Here is a 25,299-nt window from a genome sequence, read left to right as displayed (position 1 = left end):
CCTTTTCTTCTTCGCTGCAATGTTTTATATCTTATTCCATTCCGGCGTTATTTGCAATTCGCGGTTTCCCTTGTCGGGAGCCCGTGAAAGGCGTTTTCCGCCGTTCCGGACCCAGCATCAACCGGAGTCTTTTCCACCGGCCCCGCGAAGGGCGCGCACTGGTTGGACTCTGTTTTTTGTTGGGGTTTGGCCGCCATGCTCGGGCGCTTTTCCAGCGTCCCGGCCGCGGCGACTTAGAAAACTTTACACACGTTTGCCCCCAGCTGCAAATCGGATTCGGGGTGACTCCGGACACGCATTTCCCGCCCGATTCCGGCGTCGTTTCCGGCGCCTTCCCGCAGGCATCAGACGGCCGCCCGGCACGGGTTCCCACGGCAGGCCCCACCCTATCCGGGCGGAAGCAGGGCTTCTTCCAGGCCCGCCAGCCCGGAGGCCGCTGCCTCATCCGTGATGACAGTGACCCGCGGATGCAACTGGAGGATGGAGGCCGGGCAATCAACACCCACCGGTCCGGTCAGTGCCCGAGCCAGGATTCCTGCCTTATCCCCGCCGCGGACCAACAGCAGCAGGTGCCTGGCACGGCGGATGGTCCCCAGCCCCTGGGTAATGCAGAACTGCGGAACCTCCCCCGTGGAAGGGAAGAACCGGGCGTTGGCCCTCCGCGTGGTTTCGGACAAGCGCTGCACCCGGGTACGCGAATCCAAGGATGAGCCGGGCTCGTTGAAGGCCAAATGGCCGTTATGCCCGATCCCCAGCAGCTGAAGGTCCACTCCCCCGGCACTTTCCAGCCGGCGTTCGAAGGCTTCGGCCGCTTCGGCGGGGTCCTCCGCACTGCCGTCCGGAACGGACACACAGCGCGGATCCAATCCGAGGGGGCGTGTGACCTCCCTGTCTATAACGGCGGCATAGGACTGTTCACTGTCGGCCGGCAGTCCAACATACTCATCCAGGGCAAACGCCCGTACCCGGGACAGGTCCAGTTCATGCTCCGCCAGCGCCCGGTACACCGGCAGGGGCGAGGACCCCGTGGCGAGCCCAAGTACGGCATCCGGCCGGTCCCGAACCAGCACCTCTATAAAGGAGGCACCAAGCGCGCCCAGCCCGGCGGCGTCGGGAACCGTATATAGGGCGAGACTCAATGCGGCGCCCCGGGAACATCGCCGGCCCTATATAGAGCGGGAAAGTCGGGACTCGATGCGGGTTCGCTCGGCAGGTCCGGCAGCACGGGAAGCGCAGGGGCTGCTGTCCGGGCTGTCTCTACCTGCATAGCTGGGGAACGCTGCATGGGCACACTCCTGATCCGGCGGGTTTTCCAGTATGGCTCCGTACCCGCAGTATGGCTCTATACCCCGGAGATACACCCCGGATCCGCTGCGAGTCGAGGCCCGGAATTTTCGGGTAGACTGGTTCCCGGCCCCTCATGTGGTGTCATCCTGTGAACTCCCCCAGGACCGGAAGGTAGCAAGGGTAAGCGGGCTCTGGCAGGTGCATGGGGGGTCTTTAATTTTTTTGAGGAAGTGGAGTTTCCACCGTGCCTGCCGCCGGAGGAAAAACCGTCAGTGCCAACCGATAGGCTTCTATCTGTGAGTACAGCCCTTTACCGCCGCTACCGTCCCGAGAGTTTCGCAGACGTGATCGGCCAGGAGCACGTCACGGAGCCGCTGATGGCGGCCCTGCAAAAGAACCGCGTTAACCACGCGTACCTCTTCTCCGGCCCGCGCGGCTGCGGCAAAACCACCTCTGCGCGCATCCTTGCCCGCTGCCTGAACTGCGCCGAGGGCCCCACCCCGGTCCCCTGCGGCAAGTGCGACAGCTGCGTTGAACTGGCCCGCGACGGGTCCGGCAGCCTCGATGTCATCGAGATTGACGCGGCCAGCCACGGCGGCGTCGACGACGCCCGCGACCTCCGGGAGCGCGCCACCTTCGCCCCGGTCCGGGACCGCTACAAGATCTTCATCATCGACGAGGCCCACATGGTCACGTCCGCCGGCTTCAACGCCCTGCTGAAGATCGTGGAAGAGCCGCCGGAACACATCAAGTTCATCTTCGCCACCACGGAGCCGGACAAGGTCATTGGCACCATCCGGTCCCGCACGCACCACTACCCCTTCCGCCTCGTTCCGCCGGAGCCGCTGCTGGCTTACCTTGAAAAGCTCTGCGCGCAGGAGAACGTAGCGGTCGCCCCGGGCGTCCTTTCCCTGGTGATCCGCGCCGGCGGCGGGTCCGTGCGCGACACCCTTTCCGTCCTTGACCAGCTCATGGCCGGCGCCGGCCCCGACGGCCTGGACTACGAATTGGCCGTTTCGCTGCTGGGTTACACCCCGGTGTCGCTGCTCGACGACGTCGTCGACGCAGTTGCCGCCGCAGACGCAGCTACCGTATTCCGCGCCGTGGACCGTGTCATCCAGACCGGCCAGGATCCCCGCCGGTTTGTGGAAGACCTGCTGGAACGCTTCCGGGACCTGATCATCGTCAACGCCATGCCGGACAGCGCATCCACCGTGCTCCGCGGCATGCCGGAAGACCAGATCAACCGGATGCAGACCCAGGCCACCCAGCTGGGCAGCAGTGAACTATCCCGCGCCGCAGACATCACCAACACTGCCTTGACCGAGATGACCGGTGCCACGTCGCCGCGGCTGCACCTCGAACTGCTCTGCGCCCGTATTCTGCTTCCGGCCGCAGACCAGGCCGAACGCGGGACGGCCGCACGGGTGGACCGCTTGGAGCGCCGGCTCAGTTATGCAGGTGATCCCACCGAGGCCATGGGCCGCGCTGCAGCTGCAGCGTCTCCGGTGAACACCATTCCCGCGGCCGCACCCACGGCTTCGCAGGCAGCTGCTTCAGCTCCTGCGGTGGACGAAGCTCCGGCATCTCCCCGGGGAACCGACTTTGCGGCAACGCCCGCCCCGGATGCAGCAGCAACCCCTGCCGCACCGGCAGCCTCCAGCCAGGACAGCAAGCCCGCCGGAAGTTCCCTGGACTGGGGCGGCACGTGGTCCACCCCGGCGCAGGCGCCTTCCCCGGCGGATGCCCCTGCCGCTTCAAGCGCCGCGCCCGCAGCGGGATCCAACGGTTCCCGCCCTGCCGCTGGCGGACCGTCGCAGCCAGCGCAGTCGCAGCCCGCCCAGTCGCAGCCGGTGTCCCAGCCCGCGCAGTCGCAGCCGGCGCAGCAGGCACCGGCCCAGCAGGTCCAGCCTCAGCAGCGGCAGGCTCCGGCCGGCGGTCCCGCTTCGGCACCGGCCGGCGGAAGCGGGCAGATCGAGATGATCCGCCGTGCCTGGCCGGAAATCATGGATGCCCTGACCAGCATCCGCCGTGCCACCTGGCTGAACGTCAGCAAAAACTCCAGCCCGCGCGCCTTTGACGGCAAGGTTCTTGAACTTGCCTTCACCAACCCCGGCGCGGCCACCAACTTCAACCGCCCCGACCATTTGGAGAACCTGCGCAAGGCGATCCATCAGGTCCTGGCGCTGGACTGCCAGATCAATCCGATCCATGACAGCTCGGCGTCAGCGGGTGAGTCGGGCCCAAAAGCCGATAGCCGGCAAGCGCCGGCATCCGCACCGGCCGCCAAGGCACCGGTAGTTCAGGCACAACCGGCTCAGGCACGACCGGCGCAGGCGCCTGCAGCCCAAGCTCCGTCGGTGCAGGATGGTCGAAGCACCACGGCTGCCGCCGCTCCTTCCAGCGAAACCGCCAAGATGACCGGGGCTGCTGCCCCGGACTCGCGCGCAGCGTCGGCTCCGGGCCCGGATTCGGCCCCGAGGGCAACGGCGCCTGCGGCAGCGGCACCAGCACCGGCAGCGGAGCCAGCAACGCCAGCGAACCGTGCAGTTCCGACGCAGCAGGCTCAGGCCGTTGCAGCACCGGTGGCCGCACCCGAACCGGCGGCACCAGGCGCTCCGGTCAACGCGGCTACGGCTGCCCTCCGGCGCCGCGCCGGCAGTTCCAACGGCGGCGGAACTCCGTCCACCGGTCCGGGCCAGGCCGCCCGCGGAACCTCCGGCCGGAACGGCAGCTCCGGCGCACGAGCTGCAGGGCGCTCAGCCGGAAACCGTCCTTCCGATGAGCCCTGGCCGGACGAGCCGAGCGATCCATTCAACGACGCACCCGAAAGCAACGCCTGGGAAACCGCCGAAGCGCCCGTGGATGTGTACTCCGGCGGACACCTCTCGGACTCCGAATGGGCGAGTACCGATTGGGCCGGCACCGGGTCCACCACCCGACCGGCCGGCGGAAACTCCGCGGCGGACAGCCGGGCCGGCGGCGCACAGACCTCCCCGTCATCAGCCGTACCCGCGGGCGCCCCGCGGGCTGCGGCACCGGCGTCGGCACCGGCGTCGGCGTCGGCCGCCCCCGCCGGCTTGACCGCCCGGCCCGGAACCACGACGGCGCCGGGTCAGGACCGGGGTGCAGCAGCACCAGGCGTCCGGACATCCGTTCCGCCGACGACGATGTCCCCCGCCGCCCCTTCCGGCGGTGCTCCCAACCAGCCGCTGAGCCGTTACCAGAAGCTCCTCAATGAAGCTGCCCAGCGCGGCGGCGGAGCCCCCGTCCGGGGGAGCCGCCCAGTAGACTCGACCTACGTCGAAGATGTTCCCAGCGCGGATGACATCACGCTTGAGGATTCCGGTCTGGTGGGGCGTAAGGCGATCGAACGGATTCTGGGCGGGCGGCTGATCGAGGAACGCAGCCTGGACGGCCGCTGACCAGCGCTGGTCCCCCGTAAGACGCCCGCTCCGGGGCCCGCAGCATGCGGAATACCCCGGTAACAGCCAGCTATAAACGCAGTTCAACCCAGCAGAGAAGGTTACGTGTACGAAGGTGCCGTTCAGGAACTCATCGATGAACTAGGCCGTCTTCCCGGCGTCGGGCCCAAGTCCGCCCAGCGCATCGCGTTCCACATCCTCGAGTCCGATCCCGATGACATGAAGAAGCTGGCCACGGCCATTGTCACGGTCAAGGACCGGGTGAAGTTCTGCAGTGTCTGCGGCAACGTCACGGAGCAGGAAACCTGCACCATCTGCAGGGACCCGCGGCGGGATCCGACCATGATCTGCGTGGTCGAAGAGTCCAAGGACGTGATTGCGGTGGAGCGTACGCGGTCCTTCCGCGGCCGCTACCACGTGCTGGGCGGCGCCATCAATCCGATTGCCGGCATCGGTCCGGACCAGCTGCGCATCCGGGAGCTGCTCAGCCGGCTGTCGGATGAGCAGATCGCCGAAATCATCATCGCCACCGACCCGAACCTCGAGGGCGAAGCCACGGCTACCTATCTGGTGCGGATGCTCAAGACCCTGGGCATCAAGGTCACGCGTCTGGCCTCCGGCCTGCCCGTGGGCGGAGACCTGGAATACGCGGATGAAATCACCCTCGGCCGCGCCTTTGAGGGCCGTCGGAGCATGTCCTAAGCCAGGACGCTTCCATGTGCCATTAGGCGATCCGTGTCCCGGCAGCGAGCTTGCGGACCGGCGTCCGCAGCTTGCGCCGGCCCAGGAAAACCAGCGCCGCAGCCAGCGCGGCCTGGAGCGTGAGTCCCAGCGGCCAGATCGGCGGCACGTCGGGTTGGCCGCCCTCCCGGACTTCGCCGTTGATGCACGGCGTGCTGTAGTCCGGTCCGGCCTGGGCCAGGCGCACCACTGTGCTGATCCCCTCCATCACTCCGCTGGCGGTGTATCCGTTTTCGTCCCGCTCCGACGTGACGGGAATCGAATCGGCCACCACCACGAAGGGGTTGACCGCAAGGATCCACGCGATTCGCTCCGTGTGTGCCACGGACACGTCCATTAGCGGACCCGAACAGGTGTATTCCTCGGCGCCGTTTCCATCGTAGGAATAGGAGGCGGAACTGCTGACCTTAACGGTCTCCTCGGTCAGGAAGCCGCTCAACCCGAACGCGATCAGGGTGCCCAGCCCCAGCAGGGCCACCAGCATGTAGGTGACCACAATGGAGAACAGCGGACGGGCGGCCAGGGCGGAAACGCCCACCCCCACCGCGCAGACGATCCCCAGTTCCACGGCCAGCATAACGAGTGCCACCACGGCGGAGAGCGGCTGGACACCGCCCAGGGCCAGGGCCCACAGGAGGAAGGGAATGCTGGCCACGAGGAATCCCATGGACGCCAGCCAGGACGCCAGCCACTTCCCGGCGAGGATCTGGCCGGGGCGCAGGAGGGTGACCTGCAGGATGGCCAGCGTTCCGGCGGCACGGTCGCCGTTGACGGCATTGGCCGAAAGCGCCGGTGCCAGCAGCAGTCCAAAGAACAGGATGAAGCCAACCATCAGCTCGTAGAGCGCCGGGCCCTGCGGCCCCATGGTGGCGGAGGAACTCAGCGCCGTCAGGGTGGCCACCAGCCCGATCACCACAAACCAGACAACCAGCAGCACATACCAGCTGCGGGAGCGCAGCCGCTGCTTCATCTCCAGTGCGAAGACAGAACGCACCCCGCGCCGATAGCCGAGCGCCGGGGCATCAGGGGTAAGGGTCTGCGTACTCATCCGCGATCAGCGTCCAAACTCATGTAGGTCTCCTCCAGGGCACCGCCGGCCGGCGCAAAGGCCGTAACGGCGACGTCGGCCAGCACCAGGGACCGCAGCAGCTCGGCCGCGGCGGCGTCCCCCGCCAACCGGACCTGGACCTCCGGCCGGGCGGCGCCGCCCTGCTGGCGATATGGGATGCCGCGCTCATCCACCTGCCGCAGCAGGGAACCGGTGTTCAGGGAGCGGATGGCGTACCAGCGTTCCTGCGCATCGGCGTCGGCCAGTGATTGGGTTTTCACCGTCTCGCCGCGGGCCACGAAGACCGCCCGATCCACCATTTCGTCCAGTTCCGAGAGCACGTGCGAAGACACCACCACGGTTTTGCCTTCGGCAGCGAGCCGGCGCAGCAGCACCCGCAGGTCCACCCGGGATCCCGGGTCGAGCCCCGACGCCGGTTCATCCAGCAACAGGACCGACGGGTCATGGATCAGCGCGCGGGCCAGGCTCAGCCGCTGCTGCTGGCCGCGGGAAAACACGCGTGCCGGCTTGTCCGCGAAGTCGGTGAGATGAACGGTTTCCAGCAGCTCGGCCGCCCGCTGTCCGGCCAACGAGCGCTCCATACCGTAGAGGCCGCCCACCGTCACCAGGATTTCCCGTGCGGTCAGGGATCCCCAGGTGCCCAGGGTGTCCGGCATCCAGCCGATCCCCGCGCGCACCCGGCGCGGGTCCACCAATGGGTCGAAGCCGTTGATCCGCACCGATCCGGCGTCGGGGGCCAGCAGGGATGCCAGGATCAGCAGCAGGGTGGTCTTTCCGGAGCCGTTCGGACCGATCAATGCCGTGACCTCGCCGGCGGGCGCGGTGAAGTCCATGTTGCGGATCGCAGCGGCATTTCCGAAGCTGCGCTGAATCCCTCCGGCAACCACGCCGGTGCCTGTGACGGCTCTCTTCCCCATGGCGCCCACCCTAGGGGCCGGGCGTCGTGCACTGCGCCCGGACTCGCCGGTGGGCCGCAGGTTACGCACGTGTATTTCGGGACTTCCCGACGGCGGCGATAGACTTTCTGGACGGACGTTGTGGGTAGTACCGCCCGCTTTCCGGGGAGAACAGTTCGAAGCCGCGCCGAAGATGCCGGGCACCAGCAACCACAATGAAACTTGAGAAAGTGTACGCATGAGCCTGATAGTGCAGAAATTCGGCGGTTCCTCCGTAGCGGACGCCGACGGCATCAAGCGCGTGGCGAAACGCGTGGTGGATACCCATGCCGCCGGAAACGAAGTGGTGGTTGTCGTCTCCGCCATGGGCGACAGCACCGATGAGCTGCTGGACCTGGCCGGCCAGATCACCACCCAGGGCAATGCCCGGGAAATGGACATGCTGCTCAGCGCCGGGGAACGTATCTCGATGGCGCTGCTGGCCATGGCCATCAACCAGCTCGGCGGCTCTGCGCAGTCCTTCACCGGCAGCCAGGCGGGCATGATCACCGATGCGATCCACGGCAAGGCCCGGATCATTGATGTGTCCCCGCACCGCATCAAGACCGCCATCGAGCGGGGCGATATCGCCATCGTGGCCGGCTTCCAGGGCGTCAGCCAGGACAGCCACGACATCACCACCCTGGGCCGCGGCGGTTCGGACACCACGGCGGTGGCCCTGGCCGCAGCTCTGGAAGCCGATGTCTGCGAGATCTACACCGACGTCGACGGCGTGTACACCGCCGATCCGCGGGTGGTTTCGAGCGCCCAGAAGATCGAGAAGATTTCCAGCGAGGAAATGCTGGAGTTGGCCGCTTCCGGTGCCAAGATCCTGCACCTGCGCTGCGTGGAATACGCCCGGCGCTTCGGCGTTCCCCTGCACGTCCGCTCATCCTTCAGCTCACACGAGGGAACCTGGGTTCTGCCCAGCCCCGACGACAAGATCAAGATTCAAGAGGGAGAACCCTTGGAACAGCCCATCATCTCCGGCGTTGCCCATGACCGTTCCGAAGCCAAGGTCACGGTGGTGGGTGTTCCGGACATCCCCGGCAAGGCCGCGGAAATCTTCGGCATCGTGGCGGGCGCCAACTCCAACATCGACATGATCGTGCAGAACGTTTCCACCCAGGGTTCGGGCCGGACGGACATCTCCTTCACGCTGCCCATCATCGACGGCAAGGAAGCCATCGACGCGCTCAACGCCGCCAAGGCCGAGGTCGGTTTCGACACCATCCACTACAACGAGCAGATCGGCAAGCTCTCCCTGATCGGCGCAGGCATGCGGTCCAACCCGGGCGTCTCGCACCGCTTCTTCGAAGCGCTGCACACCGCCGGGGTGAACATCGACATGATCTCCACCTCCGAGATCCGCATCTCCGTGGTCACCAGCGCCAAGCTGCTGGACACCGCAGTACGCGCGGTGCATGCTGCCTTTGGGCTCGACGGCGACAGTGAGGCCACGGTGTACGGCGGCACCGGGCGCTAGGGCCGCGGCGGACTGACATCGGGCAGCAAAGAGGCCGGCACCCAGGCGGTGCCGGCCTCTGGCGTATCCGGAGCACGTTCGGAGCTTATTCGGGCTTGCGCGAGACGATGTAGCTGCTTCCGTCCGGCCGGGTGACGGTTTCCCACATCGCCTTTTCCTGGGCCTGCTGCTCCTTGAGCAGCGCCTGGTTTTCCTCCGTCATCGGATGGTCCAGCGACCCTTGCTGCGCGGGTCCGAAGATCAGCCGCACCTTGCCCGTGGTCCGCATGAACCGGGTTACAAAGCTTTCCTTCTCAACCATGCTGCACCTTTCCGACGGGCATTACGCTCCTATCGTACTAACGATCAGGTTGGTATTTTCCGTCAACCAAACCCTGCCTGAACCAGCGGATGACGGGCGTACCGCGAGGCAGGATAATGGAACGGTGATTGCTCCCGCCCACCCCACCGTCCTCAGCGAGGACCAATGGCTGCCGCGGCAGTCCGCGCACGAAGAACGCGTCCGGCCCTTTACCGAAGGATTCCTGGCGCGGCGCTCGGCCGGGCGGAAGCACCCGGTGGAGGACTTCCTCTTCACCTACTACTCCCAGAAACCCGGCCAGCTGCTTCGCTGGCACCCGGGCGCCGGCGTCGTCCTCACCGGTCCGTCCGCACTTGAGCGCACCGGGTGGAAGTTCTACCGGACACTGACGGAAGCGGAACGGGACGCCGCGGGGATCGACGCCGAAACACCCGCCGTCATTGTGGACACCGATGGGTTCGCCGCGGTGCGCGGAGACGCCCTGGGGTTCACCACCATGCTGCTTTCCCGCACGGCCGCGCGGAAGCCGGTGCTCGGATGCTTCGGTATGCACGAGTGGGCCATGGCCTACAAGTCGGAGGACAACGGCATCCGGCACGATTACCTGCAGTTGCGGCTCGGTGCCGCCGGGACGGACGAACTGGTGGAACGCAGCCGGATCCGCTGCACCCACTTCGATGCCTTCCGGTTCTACACCCCGGAAGCAGTACCCCTGAACGAGCTCACCCCCACCCGCGAGAACCAGCGCGACCTGGAACAGCCCGGCTGCCTGCACGCCAACATGGACCTCTACAAATGGGCCTACAAACTGGTGCCGCTGCTCCCCAGCGAGGTGGTTATGGACGCCTTCGAGCTGTCCTGGCGCATCCGGGAAATGGACATGTGCGCCTCCCCTTACGACCTGGCCGATTGGGGTTACACCCCGATTGCGGTGGAAACTCCGGCCGGCCGGGCGCAGTACGCAGCCGCACAACGCGGCTTCGCCGAGGAATCGCAGCAGTTGCGGGCGCGCATCCTGAGCCTGCTGGAACCCTTTGGAGGACAGCTATGCAGCCAGAACCGACCGGCCGGGTTATCCGCACCGGACCCGAGTCCTACGACCTGATTCTCCACCGCAGTTTTCCCGAACCGGCTGCGGCCGTCTGGCCCAGCTTTACCGACCCCGACCTGACGGCCCAGTGGTTCGGCCGCTGGGAAGGAACCCCGGGCAGTGGCGGCACCGTTGACCTGCAGCTGCTCTTCGAAGAGGGCCTGCCCTGGAGCCGGGTCCGGATAGCGGAGTGCGTCTCTCCGGAACTGCTGCGCCTGCTGGTGGAGGATGAATACGGCGGCTGGGACCTGGAGATCCGGCTCCGTGATGATCCGGCCGGCACCGCACTGGACTTCATCCACCATCTGGAGGACCCGCAGGCCGCTTCAAGCATCGGACCGGGCTGGGAATACTATCTGGACCGGCTACTGGCCGCCCGCAGCGGCGGCCCGGCGCCGGACTTCGAGGACTACTTCCCAAGCCAGGATGCCTACTTCGCGGCGCAGGCAGACGCTGCTGCGGATTCGACCGACCCTGCTTGACAGCGTTGGCTAGGCTGGTGGCTCCGCTACCAATGGAGGCCGAACAGTGCGCAACATTCGAGGAATAGCAGTAGTCCCCATGCTGCTGTGCTCCGCCGTCCTGTTGGCAGCCTGCGGCGCCGATTCCGGCCGTTCTCCGGATTCCGGGGAATCCACGGGCTCCCCCAGTGAGTCAACGACGGCGCCGGCCTCGCCTGTCGGTTCGCCCACACCGACCGGCTCCCCTACCCCCGCTCCCGGGACCGGCGGGACCGCGGCGGAGGCACCGGTCTCGCTGACCGTCGAGTTCAGTGCGGACGGAACGACGCCGAGCAGCACGTGGACGCTGCAGTGCGACGGCGCCGGGCCCCGGGAAGGCTCGACCGTACCGGATCCTGCCGGTGCCTGTGCCGTGCTCGCGGAACAGGGGGTGGCCGCCCTCGCGGAGCCGGCGGCGGGCTTGATGTGCACCCAGGAGATCCGCGGAATGCAGCGCGCACACGTCACCGGCATGGTCCGCGGCGAGGCCGTGGACACAACCTTCTCGCTGACTGACGGCTGCCAGATTTCACGCTGGGAACGGCTTACCGCCCTGCTGGGCCCCGCGGACGGCTCCCTCTAGTTACCGGCGCACGCTTTCCCGGCGGGCCAGGATCACCAACGTGCAAATGGGTCCCAGCACGGGGAATATCAGGCAGAAGACAAGCAGTCCAAGCCGCTCCCCGGCAGTGACTGCACTCGAGCGGGCCAGGCGGACGACGGCGACCACCAGCAGGATGATCAGGGCCGCGGAAATTCCGGTGACCAGGAACTCCCAGCCCGTCGGGATCAGGGGGTTCGCTCCGTTATTCATTGCCGTTTCCTTCCGTGGACACTGCCCGGTCGCGCTTGAGCCGCACGTAGACCTGCTTGCGGACCCGTGCCACAACGTCGCCTGAACCGTCGGTAACATCCACCGAGAACCACTCCAGTACCTTGTCGCCGCCGGCCGCGAGCTTGCGCAGCCGCCGGACGTCGGCCCGGTCCAGGGTGAAGCGGACGGTCAGCTCGCCCTTTCCCGGCTTCAGGAACTCAATCTCCGCGGCACGGTCCCAGACCACGTGGTCGCGGCCGAGGTGGTGGAGCAGCATCATCATCCAGAACGGGTCCGTCATCGCGAACAGGGAGCCGCCGAAATGCACGCCGGCCACGTTCTTGTTCCACCAGTAGGACCGCAGCCGCACAGAGACACCCAGGTATTCAGGGTCCAGTCGGGTGATCCGAATGCCGGTAAAGGCAAAGGGCGGCCACACGTTCATTAGCCGGCGGACCGTGGCCGGGCTTGCTTGCAGGAGTCTCACGGCCCCACTCTAACCAGAGGTAATCCAGCTCACACAATGGCCCCCGACCCTACACCTCATGGCCTACTATTGAATAAGCATGCTTAGTATTCTCCCGGACAACGGAGTTCCGGACCGACTGAAAGCGCAAAAATGTCTATAGAAGCAAAGGACCAATACCTCTGGGCACGAGGGATCCTCGAGTCCGACGACGCCGAGTACATGCACTGCGGCGAACCCATGCAGCCCCGGGACAGCCGGCAGCTCTCCATCTTCGAACCGATCACTGTGGAATCCATGCCGCAGGAACCGGTGGATGTACAGCTGGAAACCACCGTGCTCCGCTGCGTCTGCGGCTTCCAGCTGGAGATCCCGGCCTAGGGCCCGGAGTCGTCACCGTAACGCAGGTAACGCGGCTAGAATGGCAAGTGCAAGCTCGCGGAGCGCTGAATCAGCGTGAGACGGCAAGGTCCGCGGCCACCCATCTCGTTTAGAGGAGCTGCCGGATGCCCCGGATCGTTGTTGATGTAATGCCCAAGCCTGAAATCCTCGATCCGCAGGGCAAAGCCATTGCAGGGGCGCTCCCCCGCCTGGGACTGACCGGCTTCGCCGGAGTCCGCCAGGGCAAGCGCTTCGAGCTCACCGTAGACGGAGACGTCACCCCCGAAATCCTGGAGCAGGCCCGCACCGCCGCCGCCACGCTGCTCTCCAACCCCGTGATCGAAGACGTCACCCGCGTTGAAGTAATCCCGGAGGCCTGATCTTGAGTACCCCCCTGATCGGCGACTTTTCCGTTGCCCCCGAAAACGACGCGCTCCGCGCGGTCCGGGTGGGTGTCATCACCTTCCCCGGCACCCTGGATGACCGCGACGCCGCCCGCGCCGTAACCATCGCCGGCGGCACCGCCGTCGGGCTCTGGCACGCCGAAGCGAATCTGCAGTCCGTGGACGCCGTGATCATCCCCGGCGGGTTCTCCTACGGGGACTACCTGCGCGCCGGCGCGATTGCCCGCTTCGCACCGCTCATGGAAAAGGTAGTGGACGCCGCCGCCGGCGGCATGCCCGTACTGGGCATCTGCAACGGCTTCCAGATCCTCACCGAGGCGCACCTTCTGCCCGGTTCCATGATCAAGAACAACCACCTGAGGTTCTCCTGCGCGGACCAGCTGCTGCGGGTGGAAAACAACAGCACCGCTTGGACCTCCGCCTACGAACCCGGCGCCGGCATGGTTGTTCCGCTGAAAAACCAGGACGGACAGTACGTCGCGGATGAGAAGACGCTGGACGAGCTGGAAGGCGAAGGCCGGGTGGTCTTCCGCTACGACGGCGGGAACCCCAACGGGTCCCGCCGCGGCATCGCCGGCATTTCCAACGCAGCAGGGAACGTCGTCGGGCTGATGCCCCACCCCGAACACGCCGTCGAACCCGGCTTCGGCCCGGATTCCTCCGCCTACGGCGAGGTCGGCCTGGGCTACGGCACCGACGGGCTGCGCATCTTCAGCTCTGTACTCAACTCGCTCGTTGCCGGAGGCAAGTCATGACCGTTTCCCCCAGTGCTGCCGCTGAGCAGAAGAAGTTCCGCATCGACACCGTTGAGCACGCCGCCGCCACCCCGGACACGGAACTGCAATGGGCCGAGCTCGGCTTGAAGGAAGACGAATTCCACCGTGTCGTGGAGATCCTGGGCCGCCGCCCCACCGCGGCGGAACTGGCCATGTACTCGGTGATGTGGTCCGAGCACTGCTCCTACAAGTCCTCCAAGGTGCATTTGAAGCAGTTCGGTGACAAGGTCACCGACAAAATGAAGGAACACCTGCTGGTAGGCATCGGTGAGAACGCCGGCGTCGTGGACATCGGTGAAGGCTGGGCCGTGACCTTCAAGGTCGAATCCCACAACCACCCGTCCTTCGTGGAGCCCTACCAGGGCGCCGCCACCGGCGTCGGCGGCATTGTCCGCGACATCATCTCCATGGGCGCCCGCCCGGTGGCCGTGATGGATCCGCTGCGCTTCGGTGCCATCGACCACCCGGACACTGCCCGCCTGGTGCACGGCATCGTCTCCGGCATCGGCGGCTACGGCAACTCCCTGGGCCTGCCGAACATCGGCGGGGAACTGGTCTTCGACTCCGTCTACCAGGGCAACCCGCTGGTCAACGCCCTGGCCGTGGGCGTAATGCGCCACGAGGACATCCGCCTGGCCAACGCGTCCGGCGCCGGCAACAAGGTGGTGCTCTTCGGCGCCCGCACCGGCGGCGACGGCATCGGCGGCGCGTCCGTGCTGGCCTCCGAATCCTTCGACGCGGACAAGCCCTCCAAGCGTCCCGCCGTCCAGGTGGGCGATCCGTTTGCGGAGAAGGTGCTCATCGAGTGCTGCCTGGAACTGTTCAAGTCCTCCGTGGTGGAGGGCATCCAGGACCTGGGCGCCGCCGGCATTTCCTGCGCGACGTCGGAACTCGCCTCCAACGGCGACGGCGGCATGCACGTGGAACTGACCAACGTGCTGCTGCGCGATCCCACCCTGACTCCGGGCGAGATCCTGATGTCCGAGTCCCAGGAACGCATGATGGCCGTGGTGACGCCGGAAAACGTGGAAGCGTTCGAGGCCATCATGGACAAGTGGAACGTGGAGTACTCCTGGCTCGGCGAGGTCACCGGCACCGGCCGGCTGATCATCGACTGGGACGGCGAGACCATTGTGGACGTGGATCCGCGCACGGTGGCGCATGAGGGACCGGTGTACCAGCGCCCCATGGCCCGCCCGGCCGCACAGGACAGCATCGAAGCCGACTCCTTCAACGCGGAACGGCCCTTCGGCAGCGCCGCGGTCAAGGACGCCATCCTGGAACTCATGGCCTCACCGAACATGTGCGACAAGTCCTGGGTCACCAACCAGTACGACCGCTATGTGCAGGGCAACACCGCCCTGGCCATGCCGGACGACGCCGGTGTGGTCCGCGTGGATGAAACCACCGGACTGGGCGTCGCGATTTCCACCGATGCCAACGGCCGCTACTCCTACCTCAACCCGTACGAGGGCGCGAAGCTGGCCCTGGCCGAGTCCTACCGCAACGTGTCCACCGCCGGCGCAAAGCCCCTGGCGGTCACCGACTGCCTGAACTTCGGCTCCCCGGAGGACCCCGAGGTCATGTGGCAGTTCGCCGAGTCCGTACGCGGACTGGCCGACGGCTGCCGCGAACTCGGCGTGCCCGTCACCGGCGGCAACGTCTCGCTCTACAACCAGACCGGCGGCGTCGCCATCCATCCCACCCCCGTGGTGGGTGTGCTGGGCGTGTTCGACGACGTCGCCCGGCGCACGCCGTCGGGCTGGCGGCAGGACGGCCAGGCCATTTACCTGATGGGCACCACGCAGGACGAGCTGGACGGTTCCGAATACGCGAACCTGCGCGGCCACCTGGGCGGGCAGCCGCCGAAGGTGGACCTACAGGCGGAGAAGCTGCTCGGGGAACTGCTGGTCAATGCCTCCCGCGACGGAATGATCGACGCCGCGCATGACCTCTCCGAAGGCGGCCTCGCCGCCGCCCTGTCCGAAATGGCCCTGCGCTTCGGCGTCGGTGCTCGGATCGGCCTTGGCGAAGTCTGCGAACGCGACGGAGTGGACCTGTTCACCCTGCTGTTCTCCGAGTCCCAGGCCCGCGCCGTCGTCGCGGTGGCCCGCAGCGAGGAGGTCCGGTTCAAGGACATGTGCTCGGCGCGCGGCTTCGCTCATGCCCGGATCGGCGTGGTGGATACCGAAATCGGTGCCCTGGACTTCCAGAGCAACTTCACTCTGCCCCTCGATGAGCTGAAAGCTGCGCACGAAGGCACCCTGCCGAAGCATTTCGGCTAGTAACCCGCGGCCGCACGGGCCCGGCGATTCATGGCCGGGCCCGTGTAGGCTCCAGCGGCCCACGACGTCCACCGGGCTATTCGGACTCCTCCTGGCGAACTCGTTTCGGATGCTCTTCGTACCTGTCGGGCACCAAACCAAGTAGTGCCCTCCGGGTCCGGGTGCGCCGAATGAAGCAAAACCCGGAAGTACGTGCAGAATTAGCTCGTGAGCATAATCCCCGAGAACCTGGCCGCAGACGCTGGCATTCCCACGCAGCGCCTGTCGCTGGACCTGATGACCGTGGCGGAAGTGGACGCCCTCATCATCCAGACGCGCCACCCGGACTGGGCGGAGGACTTCCCCCAGCCCACCGACTACGACGCCGCCCGCCAGTTCTTCGAGGCCGGATTGCTCGGTCCCGCTGCGGCAACGTTCGGCACCCGCCTGATCCGGGAAATATCCACCACGCTGGTGGTGGGAACCATCGGCTTCGCCGGCCTGCCGGATGAAGGCACGGTGGAAGTCAGCTACAACGTTGCACCCTCCCGCCAGGGACAGGGCTACGCCACTGAAGCGTTGGTGGCCTTGGCGCGGTTTGCGCTCACCCACCCGGAGGTGGACGCGATTATTGCCTACACGGAACCGGGCAACGACGCGTCCCAATCCCTGCTCCTGAGCGCGGGCTTCATGCCGGAAGAGGAAAACGGCCTCACCCTGAAGTTCACCCTCCGGCGGGATCAGCTCCCGGAAGCCAGCCGGTAGGCAGCAGCAAAGTACCGGTTGGTGTAGAACTGCTGGACCCTCACGTTGACGGCGTTCGCGGCACCCACCAGCCGGTTGCCTGGCCGGCTGTAGGCGGCGATCCGGAAATACAACCGGCCCTCCTCGTCCAGTTCGGCATAAAAGCCTTCTTCGCCGCGCTCCGGGTGTCCGGCCAAGGTCCCGTAGCCAAAACCGCTGCGCTGCCCGCGGACCGGCGAGCCGTCGTCGTCGACCACCGCGTCCGCTGCCCAGATCACCCGGCACGGCGCGTAGTAGCGCACCCGCCAGAACCCGACCCCCGACGCCACGTCGACACCGGGGGCGGCGCGGGGCGTGCCGGGGGGCACCGACAGCCCCGCCCGTCGATGCAGGTCCCAGTCCAGCAGCCCGTTGGTGAGGCGGAGGAACCCGGACCGCGGATCGGCCACCTCCAGTTCTTCCTTGCGCAGCACCAGCCGGTAACCCGCCGGCCAGCGGTCCGTCATCGGCACCGGATAAGGCCGCTCGGTTAGGCCCTGCTCCGCATAGGTGAAGCCGGTGTTGCCCCTCATCCGCCCGCCAGGCCCTTCCACTCAAGTGATTCCCGGTCCTTTCGCGGCAGCGACGCCACCACCAGGTCATAGGAGTCCTCCACCAGGTCCCGGATCATGCCGTGCGGCAGGCCGGAGGCAACTTCCACCTGGTTCCAGTGCGCCTTGTTCATGTGCCAGGCGCCCGTGATTTCCGGATGGGCGGCGCGCAGCTGGAGGGCCAGCTCAGGTTCGCACTTCAGGCTGATCATCAGGGGCTCGCCGGCGAGGGCGGTCAGGGCAAACATTTTCGCTTTGCCGCCGGCAGCCCGCACCTTGAACACCGAGGACTCCGGCCCGAAGGGGAAATCTTCAAACGCTCCGGGCAGGGACAGGCACAATCGTTTAAGCTCACCCGCATCCATGTGGAAAGCCTAACGCCGCCGTCCGTGCGGTGGCACTGCCGCAGCCCACGGGTGGCAGGATGGGAGGAACAGGTAGGAAAGCTGCGGGCATGCCGGCAGCGGAGCGAAGGACAAAACGGTTTGAAGCAGAACAACCGCAGTACCGGCCCCGTCAGCCAGGCCGCCGAGCGCGCCGCCGATTCCACGGCTTTCGAGCGGTTCGCCCGGGTGGGCTACGTGGCAAGCGGGATTGTGCACATTGTCATCGGCGCGATCGCCCTGCAGATCAATGCCGGAGGATCCGGCAACGCGGATACCAGCGGAGCCGTAGCCGCTGTGGCCAAACAGCCCGCCGGGTACGTGCTCCTCTGGTTCTGCTTCCTCGGCTGCTACGCCCTGGCGCTGTTCCAGCTCAGCCGCATCTTCCTTGCCGGACAGCAGCTGAAGGAAAAGGAGCTCTGGAAGGACCGGGCCAGCAACGCCGGACAGGTGCTCGTTTACGGAGGTATCGGAACCATTTTCGCTTCGTTCGCCCTGGGCCGCGGCAGCAACGGCGGCAGCTCTTCCTCGGTCAGCTGGACCGCCCGCCTGCTGGCGGTACCAGCGGGCCAATGGATTCTGGGCCTCGCCGGACTGGTAGTGGTGGGGATCGGCGGCTACTTCATTTTCAAGGGCGCCACCCGCCGCTTCCGCCGGAACCTCACCGGCGTCCCCGCCGGGCTCTGGTCAAAGGCCGTGGACATCACCGGCGTGGCCGGCTTTATCGCCAAGGGAGTGTCGCTTGCCATCCTGGGGGTGCTGCTCACCCTGGCCGCCGTCCAGGCGGACCCGGAAGAGTCCACCGGCCTCGACGGTGCGCTGCATACGCTGCGGGACCAGCCCTTCGGCGTGGTGGCGCTGGCAGCAGTTGGAATCGGCCTGATGCTCTACGGGCTGTACATGGGAATCATCCGCGCCCGGTTCGCCAAACTCTAGAGCCCGAAACGCGGTGCTTCGATGACCGGGCAGGCGTCCATCACGACGTCGAGCCCCGCCGCTGCTGCACGCGCGGCTGCCGCTTCGTCCACCACGCCGAGCTGCATCCAGACCGCTTTGGCGCCCACTTCGATGGCCTGGTCCACAATGTCGCCCACGCGGGCGGAATTCACGAAGCAATCCACCACGTCGATGCTTCCCGGGATTTCGCTGAGCCGGCGGTATCCCTTGTTGCCGTGCACGTCATCGCCCTTCAGGCTCACGGGAATGATCTCCATGCCCAGATGGTCCTGGACAAAGCGCGAGACGCCGACGGCGGGGCGGAGCGGGTTATTGGACAAGCCCACGATCGCCCAACGGGCCGGCTTGTTCCGGAGCAACCGCTCCATTACCGCAGGGTCGTTGACGTGTGCGCTGCTGTCGCCGTTGAACTGGAACATCTGCCGTCCTTTGCTGAGCCCGAAGATTCGGCTTCAGCTTACGCCCGAGCCGCCTAGCCCAGGAAAGACTCGATGGCATCGGTCAGGGCCGCGTTGGGAACGCCGCCGCTATCCGATTCCAGCAGCAGGAACTCCCCGGAGTCCAAGGCGTCCGCGGTCTGCCGCGCCAGGTCCTGGGTATCCTCGCCGCTGCTGCTGCCGGCCATAACCAGAACGGGGATCCGGACACCGGCGAGGCCCTCGATCTCGGTCTGCAGGACCATCAGTTCGTCCTCCCCGTCAGCGAGGGACAGGGTGGGTTCCAGGGCCACCACCCGGCTGACCACCGTGGATTCCTCCGCGGCCCTTAGGGCCAGGAACGCCCCTTCATCGAACCCGTAAAGGTCGGTTGTTCCTCCCGCCACCTGGAGGACAGCCAGCAGGTCGTCAACGTCCGATTCCGCGGTGTATTCCTCGCCCATGCCGCTTTCCCCGATGCCCCGGCGGTCATAGGTGTAGACCGTGTGGTTTTTCGAGAGGGCGTCCGCCAGGACCACCGTCGCGGGGCTGCTGCGGTGCGCCAGCAGGGGTCCCACGATCGCCAACGGTGGGCCGCTGCCCTGCCGGGACCACGCAATGGGCGTTCCATCGGCGGACATCACGATTCCGGAGGCACCCGAAGCTGATTCCATGGCAGGCTCCTGCTGGTTGGGGGTAGGAAGATGCAGGAGAGCTGACGAGCCCGCCTTAACGCACCGTGTTCCAAAATTAGGAGCCGACGGCGCGCGCGGTCAATGCCCGCGGCCTGCAGGTGCACGGAAGTGCTGCAGACGGCAGGACCGGCGACGGCGTGGAACATTTCCTTATGTGAACGGGGCGTACCTGACCGGGCTTGTCGGATCCGCGGATACGGCGTTTAGTAGTCCTTGACCATCCCGAGCGGCTGAGAGACCTGGATCGATGAAGCCGCAGCAACCCTGGTTGCCGCATTTCCTCCTTGAGAGGCGGCAATAACGAGGCTGGTGTCGCAGGAAGCCGTTATCCCGGCTCAGGACACTTTCCGTAGGGTGCTACTGCCAGGATCGATGGAGCGTTCCTATGACTGCAGTATTGCCCCCTTCCACGTCCACCCCGCCTACGCGCACCGGACAGCCCGCCCCCACCGGGGCCGCCCTGCCGGTTCGATTCGCCGGGCTCAGCCGCAGTTTCGGCACCGGCCCGGATGAACACGTTGTCCTGCGGGACATTACCTTCGACATCCATCCCGGCGAGGTGCTGGCCATCCTCGGCCCCAGCGGCTGCGGCAAGTCCACGCTGCTGCGTGCAGCCGCCGGCCTGGATCTTCCGACGTCCGGCAGTGTCCTGATTGACGGCAGTACCGTCAACGGAATCGACGACCGCTGCGCCGTCGCCTTCCAGGAACCGCGGCTGCTGCCGTGGCAGACGCTGCAGGCCAACATTGCGATCGGACTCCCGAAGTCCGCGAGCGCCAGCCGGGGGAAGGCCAAGGTTGCCGAGCTCCTGGACCTGGTAGGCCTGTCCGCCTTCGCCAAGCACCGGCCGCGGGCGGTTTCCGGGGGGATGGCCCAGCGGACTTCGCTGGCCCGTGCCCTCGCCCGGGAACCCGGCGTTTTGCTGCTCGATGAACCCTTTGGCGCCCTGGACGCGCTGACCCGGCTGAAAATGCAGGACCTGCTGCTCACCCTGCACCGGGCCGCGCCTGCCACCGTGCTGCTGGTTACCCATGACGTAGATGAGGCCCTGCAGCTGGCGGACCGCATCATTGTCCTCGGCCCCGAGGACACTGCTCCCGGCGCCACCATCACCGAGGTTGTCACCGTCCCCGGCCGCCGGCCTCGGGACCGCGCCTCGGCGGAGCTGGCCCGAATGCGCGGCGAGCTCCTCGCCCTGCTCGGCGTAGACCGCCACTAGCCCTCCCGCGCCTCCCAGGCCTTCCTGGCCTTTCGCAACGGGCACCGCCCTGTCCCGTCAGGGCACGGCACCCCTCTGCCCTCTCCACACGCAAACCCTTACTGCGCTTTTGCGCACCCTCCTCCCTTAAGGAACCATCATGAACAGCCGTTCCCACCTGTCCCATCTGTACCCCCTTCCCCGCCGGACGCCCCGCATACTCGCCGCCGTCGCAGCTGCCGCCGCGCTCACCCTCACCGGATGCGTTGCCGGGGAAGACACCACCGGCGCCTCCGCCGTAGAGGACGCCGACGGCGGGACGCTCACGCTCGACTTCGCCACGTATAACCCGCTGAGCCTGATCATCAAGGACCAGGGCTGGCTGGAGGACGCTTTGGCCGATGACGGGGTCACCGTGGAATGGGTCCAGTCCGCCGGCTCCAACAAGGCCAATGAGAACCTGCGTTCGGGTGCCATCGACGTCGGCTCCACCGCTGGTTCGGCCGCCTTGCTCAACCGGGCCAACGGCTCCCCGATCAAGGTGATTGACGTCTTCTCCCAGCCCGAATGGTCGGCCCTGGTGGTCGGTCCCGATTCAGGCATCAGCTCGGTAGCCGATCTGGCCGGCAAATCGGTGGCCGCAACCAAGGGCACCGATCCCTACTTCTTCCTGGTCCAGGCGCTGGACGAGGCGGGGCTGGCCCTCTCCGACATCACCGTGGAGCAGTTGCAGCATGCCGACGGCCGCGCTGCACTGGAGAACGGGTCGGTGGATGCCTGGGCCGGACTGGATCCGATCATGGCCGGAGCCGAGCAGAACGGTTCCCGGCTGGCCTACCGCAATCTGGACTTCAATACCTATGGGCTCCTCGCAGCGAACGAGTCCTTCCTGTCGGAAGACCCCGAGCAGGCGCAGGCCGTGGTCAACGCGTACGAAAAGGCCCGTGCCTGGGCAGCAGCAAATCCCGATGAAACCGCGCAGATCCTGGCCGACGTGGCCGGGCTGGACCCCGCCGTCGCCAAAACGGTGATCGGCGAGCGCAGCAACCTGGATGTGGATCCCGCACCCGGTGAAGCCCAGCGCAGCGTCCTGGCGAAGATCGGTCCCACCCTGGTGGAGACCGGTGACGTGGCCAGCCAGGAGCAGGTCGACGACGCCCTGGCCAGCCTCCTGGATGACTCCTATGTCCGGAACGCGGATCCGGACTCCCTCGGAGCCTCCTCATGAGCACCCCGGCCACATCTCCGGCCACGGCCCGCACCCGCAAAGCCTCCCATCGAACACCGGAAGCAGCTGCTAAGGCCGCCTGGCCGGACCGACCGATCCCCCGGCTCGGACTGGGCCTGTTCGTCCCGGTGCTGCTGCTCGCGGCCTGGCAGCTCACCTCAACCACCGGAGTCTTCAGCCCCGTGCAGCTTCCCTCCCCCGGCGCCGTGTACAACGCCGCGGCGGACCTGGTGCAGCGCGGCCAACTGGGCCTCCATATCGCCATCTCCACCCAGCGGGTGCTGACCGGCTTTGCCATCGGTTCCGCCCTGGGACTGATCCTTGGCGCCCTGCTGGGCCTGTCCCGGCTGGCCGATGCCCTGCTGGGCCCGGCCATCGGAGCCCTCCGGGCGGTTCCGTCCCTGGCGTGGGTACCGCTGCTGATCCTCTGGATGAAAATCGGCGAGGATTCCAAGATCACGCTGATCACCATCGGCGCGTTCTTTCCGGTCTTCACCACCGTTGCGCTGGCACTGCGTCACGTGGACCGGAACCTGGTGGAGGCAGCCCGCGCCTTTGGGCTCCGCGGCGTGAAGCTGCTGGCCACCGTGCAGTTGCCGGCGGTGGTACCGGCCGTCTTCTCCGGCCTGCGGCTCGCGCTCGCCCAGTCCTGGCTGTTCCTGGTTGCGGCGGAACTGATTGCGTCCTCGATGGGACTCGGCTTCCTGCTGATGGACTCGCAGAACAACGGCCGGACCGACCGCATGTTCCTGGCCATCATCACTCTGGCCGTTATCGGCAAAGCCACCGATGCCCTGCTGGGAATCGCGGAGCGAAAGGCGGTCCGGAAATGGGCCTGACCCCTGCACTTGCCACCGTGGAAACCTCTCCGGAGCCCGTCACCGAAACCGAACGTATTGCCTTCTGGGAGGCCGCGGCCCGCCGCCTGCAGTGGGAGGAGCCCTGGCAGACTGCCCATACCTTCCACCGGCCGCAGCGGATCAGCGGCCCGGAAGTTCCGGAAGCAGAGGCGGATTACACCGTTCCGAGTATCGAGTGGTTTGCCGGGGGCCGCCTGAATGCCGCCGTGAACTGCGTGGACCGGCACGTGGCAGCCGGGCACGGCAGCCGGGTTGCCCTGCACTTCGAGGGCGAACCCGGAGACCGCCGCTCCGTGACCTACGCCGAACTGCTGCAGCAGGTCTGCCGCGCCGCCAACGCCCTGCAGGCCCTGGGCGTAGGAGCCGGCGACCGGGTGGTGATCTACCTGCCGGTCCTCGTCGAGACCATTGTCATCACCCTGGCCTGCGCACGGATCGGGGCAGTGCACTCGCTGGTCTTCGGCGGGTTCTCCGCCGAGGCGCTGAAATTCCGCGTCCGGGACACCGGTGCGAAGCTGCTGGTCACCACGGACGGCCAGTACCGACGCGGCCGCGCCGTGCCCGTGAAGGACAACGCGGATGCCGCCGTCGCCGGTGCCGACTCCGTTGAGCACGTTCTGGTGATCCGCCGGACCGGATCTCCGGTCCGCTGGGTGCACGGCCGCGATGTGTGGTGGCACGAGAGCGTGGACACGGCGTCGGACGTTCATGAAGCCGCTGCGTTCGACGCCGAGACGCCGCTGTTCATCATGTACACCTCCGGCACCACCGGCCGGCCGAAGGGCCTGGTCCACACCACCGGCGGCTACCTGACCCAGGCCGCACAGAGCTACGACTACCTCTTCAGCAATCCGAACCCCGCCCAGCGGTCAGCGGACGTGCACTGGTGCACCGCGGACCTGGCGTGGGTCACGGCGCACACCTATGAGATCTACGGACCGCTCGCCAACGGCGCCACCCAGGTGATCTTCGAAGGCACCCCGGACACCCCGCACCCGGGCCGGCACCTGGAAATCATCGAACGCTACGGGGTCACCAGCTACTACACCGCCCCCACCCTGGTTCGGTCCCTGATGGGGTGGTTTCCCGACGGCGTCCCGCCGCACTATGACCTCTCCTCGATCCGCCTGCTCGGCACCGTCGGCGAGGCCGTGAACCCGGAGGCCTGGCGCTGGTTCCGGGAGCAGTTCGGCCGGGGCGGGGTTCCGGTGCTGGATACCTGGTGGCAGTCCGAAACGGGTGCCGCCATCCTCACCCCGCGGCCCACCGACCGCACGTTCAAACCCGGCTGCGCCTCTCGCCCCATGCCCGGCGTCGGCACCCGGATAGTGGACGGCGACGGGGCCCCGGTCCCGCCGAATACCCAGGGCTACATTGTGGTGGACCGGCCGGGACCAGGCATGGCCCGCACGGTTTGGGGCAACCCGCAGCGCTATCTGGAGTCCTACTGGCGGCAGTACGCACGGCAGGGATGGTTCCTGGCGGGCGACGGCGCCCGGTCCGACAACGACGGCGACACCTGGATCCTGGGGCGGGTGGACGACGTGCTGAATGTGTCCGGGCACCGGCTCTCCACCATCGAAATCGAATCTGCCCTGGTGTCCCACCCCTGGGTGGTCGAAGCCGGCGTTTGCCCGGTTACCGATCCCCGCACCGGGCACGCAGTCGTTGCCTTCGTGGTGCTGACGGGGGCAGCGGAGGCCGCACGCGCCGGCGACGTGCTGCGGGCACACGTGGCCCGGGAGATCGGACCGATCGCCCGGCCCGCCGCCGTCGTCGTGGTTCCCGATGTGCCCAAGACGCGCTCCGGAAAGATCCTGCGCCGCCTGCTGTCCGAGCTGTTTGAGGGCGCACCTCTGGGCGACACCAGCAGCCTCCAGAACGAGCCGTGCATCGAGCCGATCAGGGCCGTTTGCGCGGCGCGGCGCGGAGGGACGGCCTAATGCTTCCTGGTCAGCGTGACCCGGTCCATCACCACGGAACCGCCCATTTCCTCCTGGACCCGCAGGAATTCGGTGGCCGAGACTTCCAGGACCATGGTCCCGGGGCGGGCCACCAGCAGTTCCTCGTGTCCGCCGTCCATCAGTTCCAGCAGCAGCTGGGTGGCCTCGGCCTGGGACATCGCCCCGGTGAAGGTGATCGTGTGGGTGGCTGCAGCACGCCGGTAGCCGGTTTCAATCACGATTACGTACTCGTCCATCGCCCGCCACCCTCGCTTCGGTCCGCCGCAGGTCCGTGCGCCCTGCCGGCACCCGCCCTGCTCCCCATTGTTTGCCTGACGGCAACAAT

Annotated in this window: 27 protein-coding genes and 1 other RNA gene; 17 read left to right on the top strand and 11 right to left on the bottom strand. The window is 66.9% G+C overall.

The genetic code is table 11. The features are described 5' to 3' along the window. Positions 1-386: 386 nt before the first annotated feature. Positions 387-1,139: a glucosamine-6-phosphate deaminase gene (locus tag NNX35_RS06675; RefSeq protein ID WP_370646971.1), complete on the bottom strand. Its 753-nt coding sequence runs from the start codon at positions 1,137-1,139 to the stop codon at positions 387-389. Positions 1,140-1,409: 270 nt separating this feature from the next. On the opposite strand from NNX35_RS06675, the gene ffs reads away from it, so the two are divergent. The 3 genes from ffs (at position 1,410) to recR (ending at position 5,414) form a co-directional block, all read left to right on the top strand. After that, positions 1,410-1,505, top strand: an RNA gene (gene ffs / locus NNX35_RS06670) — signal recognition particle sRNA small type. 78 nt (positions 1,506-1,583) lie between these two features. Next, positions 1,584-4,712, top strand: a complete 3,129-nt coding sequence (locus tag NNX35_RS06665) for a DNA polymerase III subunit gamma and tau (protein WP_255765682.1) — start codon at positions 1,584-1,586, stop codon at positions 4,710-4,712. Between the two features lie 105 nt (positions 4,713-4,817). Next, the gene (gene recR, locus NNX35_RS06660; protein WP_255765681.1) at positions 4,818-5,414 is read left to right on the top strand and encodes a recombination mediator RecR; all 597 of its coding nucleotides are present in this window, start codon (positions 4,818-4,820) and stop codon (positions 5,412-5,414) included. A gap of 22 nt (positions 5,415-5,436) precedes the next feature. Here the strand turns inward: recR and NNX35_RS06655 are convergent, their stop codons facing one another. Beyond that, positions 5,437-6,501: an ABC transporter permease gene (locus NNX35_RS06655; RefSeq protein ID WP_255867287.1), complete on the bottom strand. Its 1,065-nt coding sequence runs from the start codon at positions 6,499-6,501 to the stop codon at positions 5,437-5,439. Further along, positions 6,498-7,439: an ABC transporter ATP-binding protein gene (locus NNX35_RS06650; protein WP_255867286.1), complete on the bottom strand. Its 942-nt coding sequence runs from the start codon at positions 7,437-7,439 to the stop codon at positions 6,498-6,500. Before NNX35_RS06650 ends, NNX35_RS06655 begins: the two co-directional genes overlap by 4 nt. A gap of 217 nt (positions 7,440-7,656) precedes the next feature. On the opposite strand from NNX35_RS06650, the gene NNX35_RS06645 reads away from it, so the two are divergent. Next, entirely contained in the window at positions 7,657-8,943 is a 1,287-nt protein-coding gene (locus NNX35_RS06645) for an aspartate kinase (protein WP_255765678.1), read from the top strand. Positions 8,944-9,028: 85 nt separating this feature from the next. Here the strand turns inward: NNX35_RS06645 and NNX35_RS06640 are convergent, their stop codons facing one another. Continuing rightward, positions 9,029-9,244, bottom strand: a complete 216-nt coding sequence (locus NNX35_RS06640; RefSeq protein ID WP_255765677.1) for a hypothetical protein — start codon at positions 9,242-9,244, stop codon at positions 9,029-9,031. 127 nt (positions 9,245-9,371) lie between these two features. On the opposite strand from NNX35_RS06640, the gene NNX35_RS06635 reads away from it, so the two are divergent. The 3 genes from NNX35_RS06635 to NNX35_RS06625 are packed head-to-tail and all read left to right on the top strand — an operon-like array spanning position 9,372 to position 11,417. After that, a complete protein-coding gene (locus tag NNX35_RS06635; protein WP_370646981.1) occupies positions 9,372-10,349 on the top strand; it encodes a 3-methyladenine DNA glycosylase in 978 nt (325 codons plus the stop codon). Then, on the top strand, positions 10,292-10,816 hold the full coding sequence (locus NNX35_RS06630; protein WP_255867284.1) for an SRPBCC domain-containing protein: 525 nt from the start codon (positions 10,292-10,294) through the stop codon (positions 10,814-10,816). The genes NNX35_RS06635 and NNX35_RS06630 overlap by 58 nt, the downstream gene beginning before the upstream one ends. Before the next feature lie 46 nt (positions 10,817-10,862). After that, the gene (locus NNX35_RS06625) at positions 10,863-11,417 is read left to right on the top strand and encodes a hypothetical protein (RefSeq protein ID WP_255867283.1); all 555 of its coding nucleotides are present in this window, start codon (positions 10,863-10,865) and stop codon (positions 11,415-11,417) included. On the opposite strand, the gene NNX35_RS06620 is transcribed toward NNX35_RS06625, so the two are convergent. Together NNX35_RS06620 and NNX35_RS06615 are read right to left on the bottom strand one after the other, a co-directional pair. Further along, complete coding sequence (locus NNX35_RS06620) at positions 11,418-11,648, bottom strand: hypothetical protein (protein WP_255867282.1); 231 nt, start codon at positions 11,646-11,648, stop codon at positions 11,418-11,420. Next, positions 11,641-12,135, bottom strand: coding sequence for a DUF4442 domain-containing protein (locus NNX35_RS06615; RefSeq protein ID WP_255867281.1), 495 nt, complete (start codon positions 12,133-12,135; stop codon positions 11,641-11,643). Before NNX35_RS06615 ends, NNX35_RS06620 begins: the two co-directional genes overlap by 8 nt. A 132-nt stretch (positions 12,136-12,267) precedes the next feature. Between NNX35_RS06615 and NNX35_RS06610 the strand changes: the two genes are divergently transcribed. The 5 genes from NNX35_RS06610 to NNX35_RS06590 all read left to right on the top strand — a co-directional run bounded on the left by NNX35_RS06610 (position 12,268) and on the right by NNX35_RS06590 (position 16,704). Beyond that, a complete protein-coding gene (locus NNX35_RS06610; protein WP_227920841.1) occupies positions 12,268-12,495 on the top strand; it encodes a hypothetical protein in 228 nt (75 codons plus the stop codon). Between the two features lie 125 nt (positions 12,496-12,620). Beyond that, entirely contained in the window at positions 12,621-12,875 is a 255-nt protein-coding gene (gene purS / locus NNX35_RS06605; protein ID WP_227920839.1) for a phosphoribosylformylglycinamidine synthase subunit PurS, read from the top strand. After that, complete coding sequence (purQ, locus tag NNX35_RS06600) at positions 12,875-13,654, top strand: phosphoribosylformylglycinamidine synthase subunit PurQ (RefSeq protein ID WP_370646980.1); 780 nt, start codon at positions 12,875-12,877, stop codon at positions 13,652-13,654. Before purS ends, purQ begins: the two co-directional genes overlap by 1 nt. Further along, positions 13,651-15,960 carry a phosphoribosylformylglycinamidine synthase subunit PurL gene (gene purL / locus NNX35_RS06595; protein WP_255867280.1) on the top strand — a complete coding sequence of 770 codons (2,310 nt, stop codon included), beginning with the start codon at positions 13,651-13,653 and terminating at the stop codon, positions 15,958-15,960. The genes purQ and purL overlap by 4 nt, the downstream gene beginning before the upstream one ends. Before the next feature lie 207 nt (positions 15,961-16,167). Beyond that, positions 16,168-16,704, top strand: a complete 537-nt coding sequence (locus NNX35_RS06590; protein ID WP_255765669.1) for a GNAT family N-acetyltransferase — start codon at positions 16,168-16,170, stop codon at positions 16,702-16,704. On the opposite strand, the gene NNX35_RS06585 is transcribed toward NNX35_RS06590, so the two are convergent. Together NNX35_RS06585 and NNX35_RS06580 are read right to left on the bottom strand one after the other, a co-directional pair. Further along, complete coding sequence (locus tag NNX35_RS06585) at positions 16,680-17,255, bottom strand: DUF1990 family protein (RefSeq protein ID WP_255867279.1); 576 nt, start codon at positions 17,253-17,255, stop codon at positions 16,680-16,682. The two genes, NNX35_RS06590 and NNX35_RS06585, sit on opposite strands and share 25 nt — an antisense overlap. Further along, a complete protein-coding gene (locus NNX35_RS06580; RefSeq protein WP_255867278.1) occupies positions 17,252-17,638 on the bottom strand; it encodes an MmcQ/YjbR family DNA-binding protein in 387 nt (128 codons plus the stop codon). The genes NNX35_RS06585 and NNX35_RS06580 overlap by 4 nt, the downstream gene beginning before the upstream one ends. A 120-nt stretch (positions 17,639-17,758) precedes the next feature. Between NNX35_RS06580 and NNX35_RS06575 the strand changes: the two genes are divergently transcribed. Continuing rightward, positions 17,759-18,592, top strand: coding sequence for a DUF1206 domain-containing protein (locus tag NNX35_RS06575; RefSeq protein ID WP_255867277.1), 834 nt, complete (start codon positions 17,759-17,761; stop codon positions 18,590-18,592). On the opposite strand, the gene NNX35_RS06570 is transcribed toward NNX35_RS06575, so the two are convergent. Continuing rightward, complete coding sequence (locus NNX35_RS06570) at positions 18,589-19,032, bottom strand: CoA-binding protein (protein ID WP_255765665.1); 444 nt, start codon at positions 19,030-19,032, stop codon at positions 18,589-18,591. The two genes, NNX35_RS06575 and NNX35_RS06570, sit on opposite strands and share 4 nt — an antisense overlap. Before the next feature lie 53 nt (positions 19,033-19,085). Then, positions 19,086-19,703 (bottom strand): alpha/beta fold hydrolase, encoded by a 618-nt coding sequence (locus NNX35_RS06565; RefSeq protein WP_255765664.1) that lies wholly within the window; start codon positions 19,701-19,703, stop codon positions 19,086-19,088. A 406-nt stretch (positions 19,704-20,109) separates the two neighbouring features. Between NNX35_RS06565 and NNX35_RS06560 the strand changes: the two genes are divergently transcribed. The 4 genes from NNX35_RS06560 to acs all read left to right on the top strand — a co-directional run bounded on the left by NNX35_RS06560 (position 20,110) and on the right by acs (position 24,953). Next, the gene (locus NNX35_RS06560) at positions 20,110-20,943 is read left to right on the top strand and encodes an ABC transporter ATP-binding protein (RefSeq protein ID WP_255862140.1); all 834 of its coding nucleotides are present in this window, start codon (positions 20,110-20,112) and stop codon (positions 20,941-20,943) included. A 139-nt stretch (positions 20,944-21,082) separates the two neighbouring features. Continuing rightward, positions 21,083-22,150, top strand: coding sequence for an aliphatic sulfonate ABC transporter substrate-binding protein (locus tag NNX35_RS06555; RefSeq protein ID WP_255867276.1), 1,068 nt, complete (start codon positions 21,083-21,085; stop codon positions 22,148-22,150). Continuing rightward, a complete protein-coding gene (locus NNX35_RS06550) occupies positions 22,147-22,989 on the top strand; it encodes an ABC transporter permease (protein WP_255867275.1) in 843 nt (280 codons plus the stop codon). Before NNX35_RS06555 ends, NNX35_RS06550 begins: the two co-directional genes overlap by 4 nt. After that, positions 22,980-24,953, top strand: a complete 1,974-nt coding sequence (acs, locus tag NNX35_RS06545; RefSeq protein ID WP_255867273.1) for an acetate--CoA ligase — start codon at positions 22,980-22,982, stop codon at positions 24,951-24,953. Before NNX35_RS06550 ends, acs begins: the two co-directional genes overlap by 10 nt. On the opposite strand, the gene NNX35_RS06540 is transcribed toward acs, so the two are convergent. After that, positions 24,950-25,210, bottom strand: coding sequence for a hypothetical protein (locus NNX35_RS06540; protein WP_255765659.1), 261 nt, complete (start codon positions 25,208-25,210; stop codon positions 24,950-24,952). The genes acs and NNX35_RS06540 overlap by 4 nt on opposite strands. Positions 25,211-25,299 lie beyond the last annotated feature (89 nt).

The sequence above is a fragment of the Arthrobacter sp. zg-Y844 genome (assembly GCF_024385465.1).
Classification (GTDB): Bacteria; Actinomycetota; Actinomycetes; order Actinomycetales; family Micrococcaceae; genus Arthrobacter_B.
This window is presented reverse-complemented; position numbering and strand designations above follow the sequence as displayed.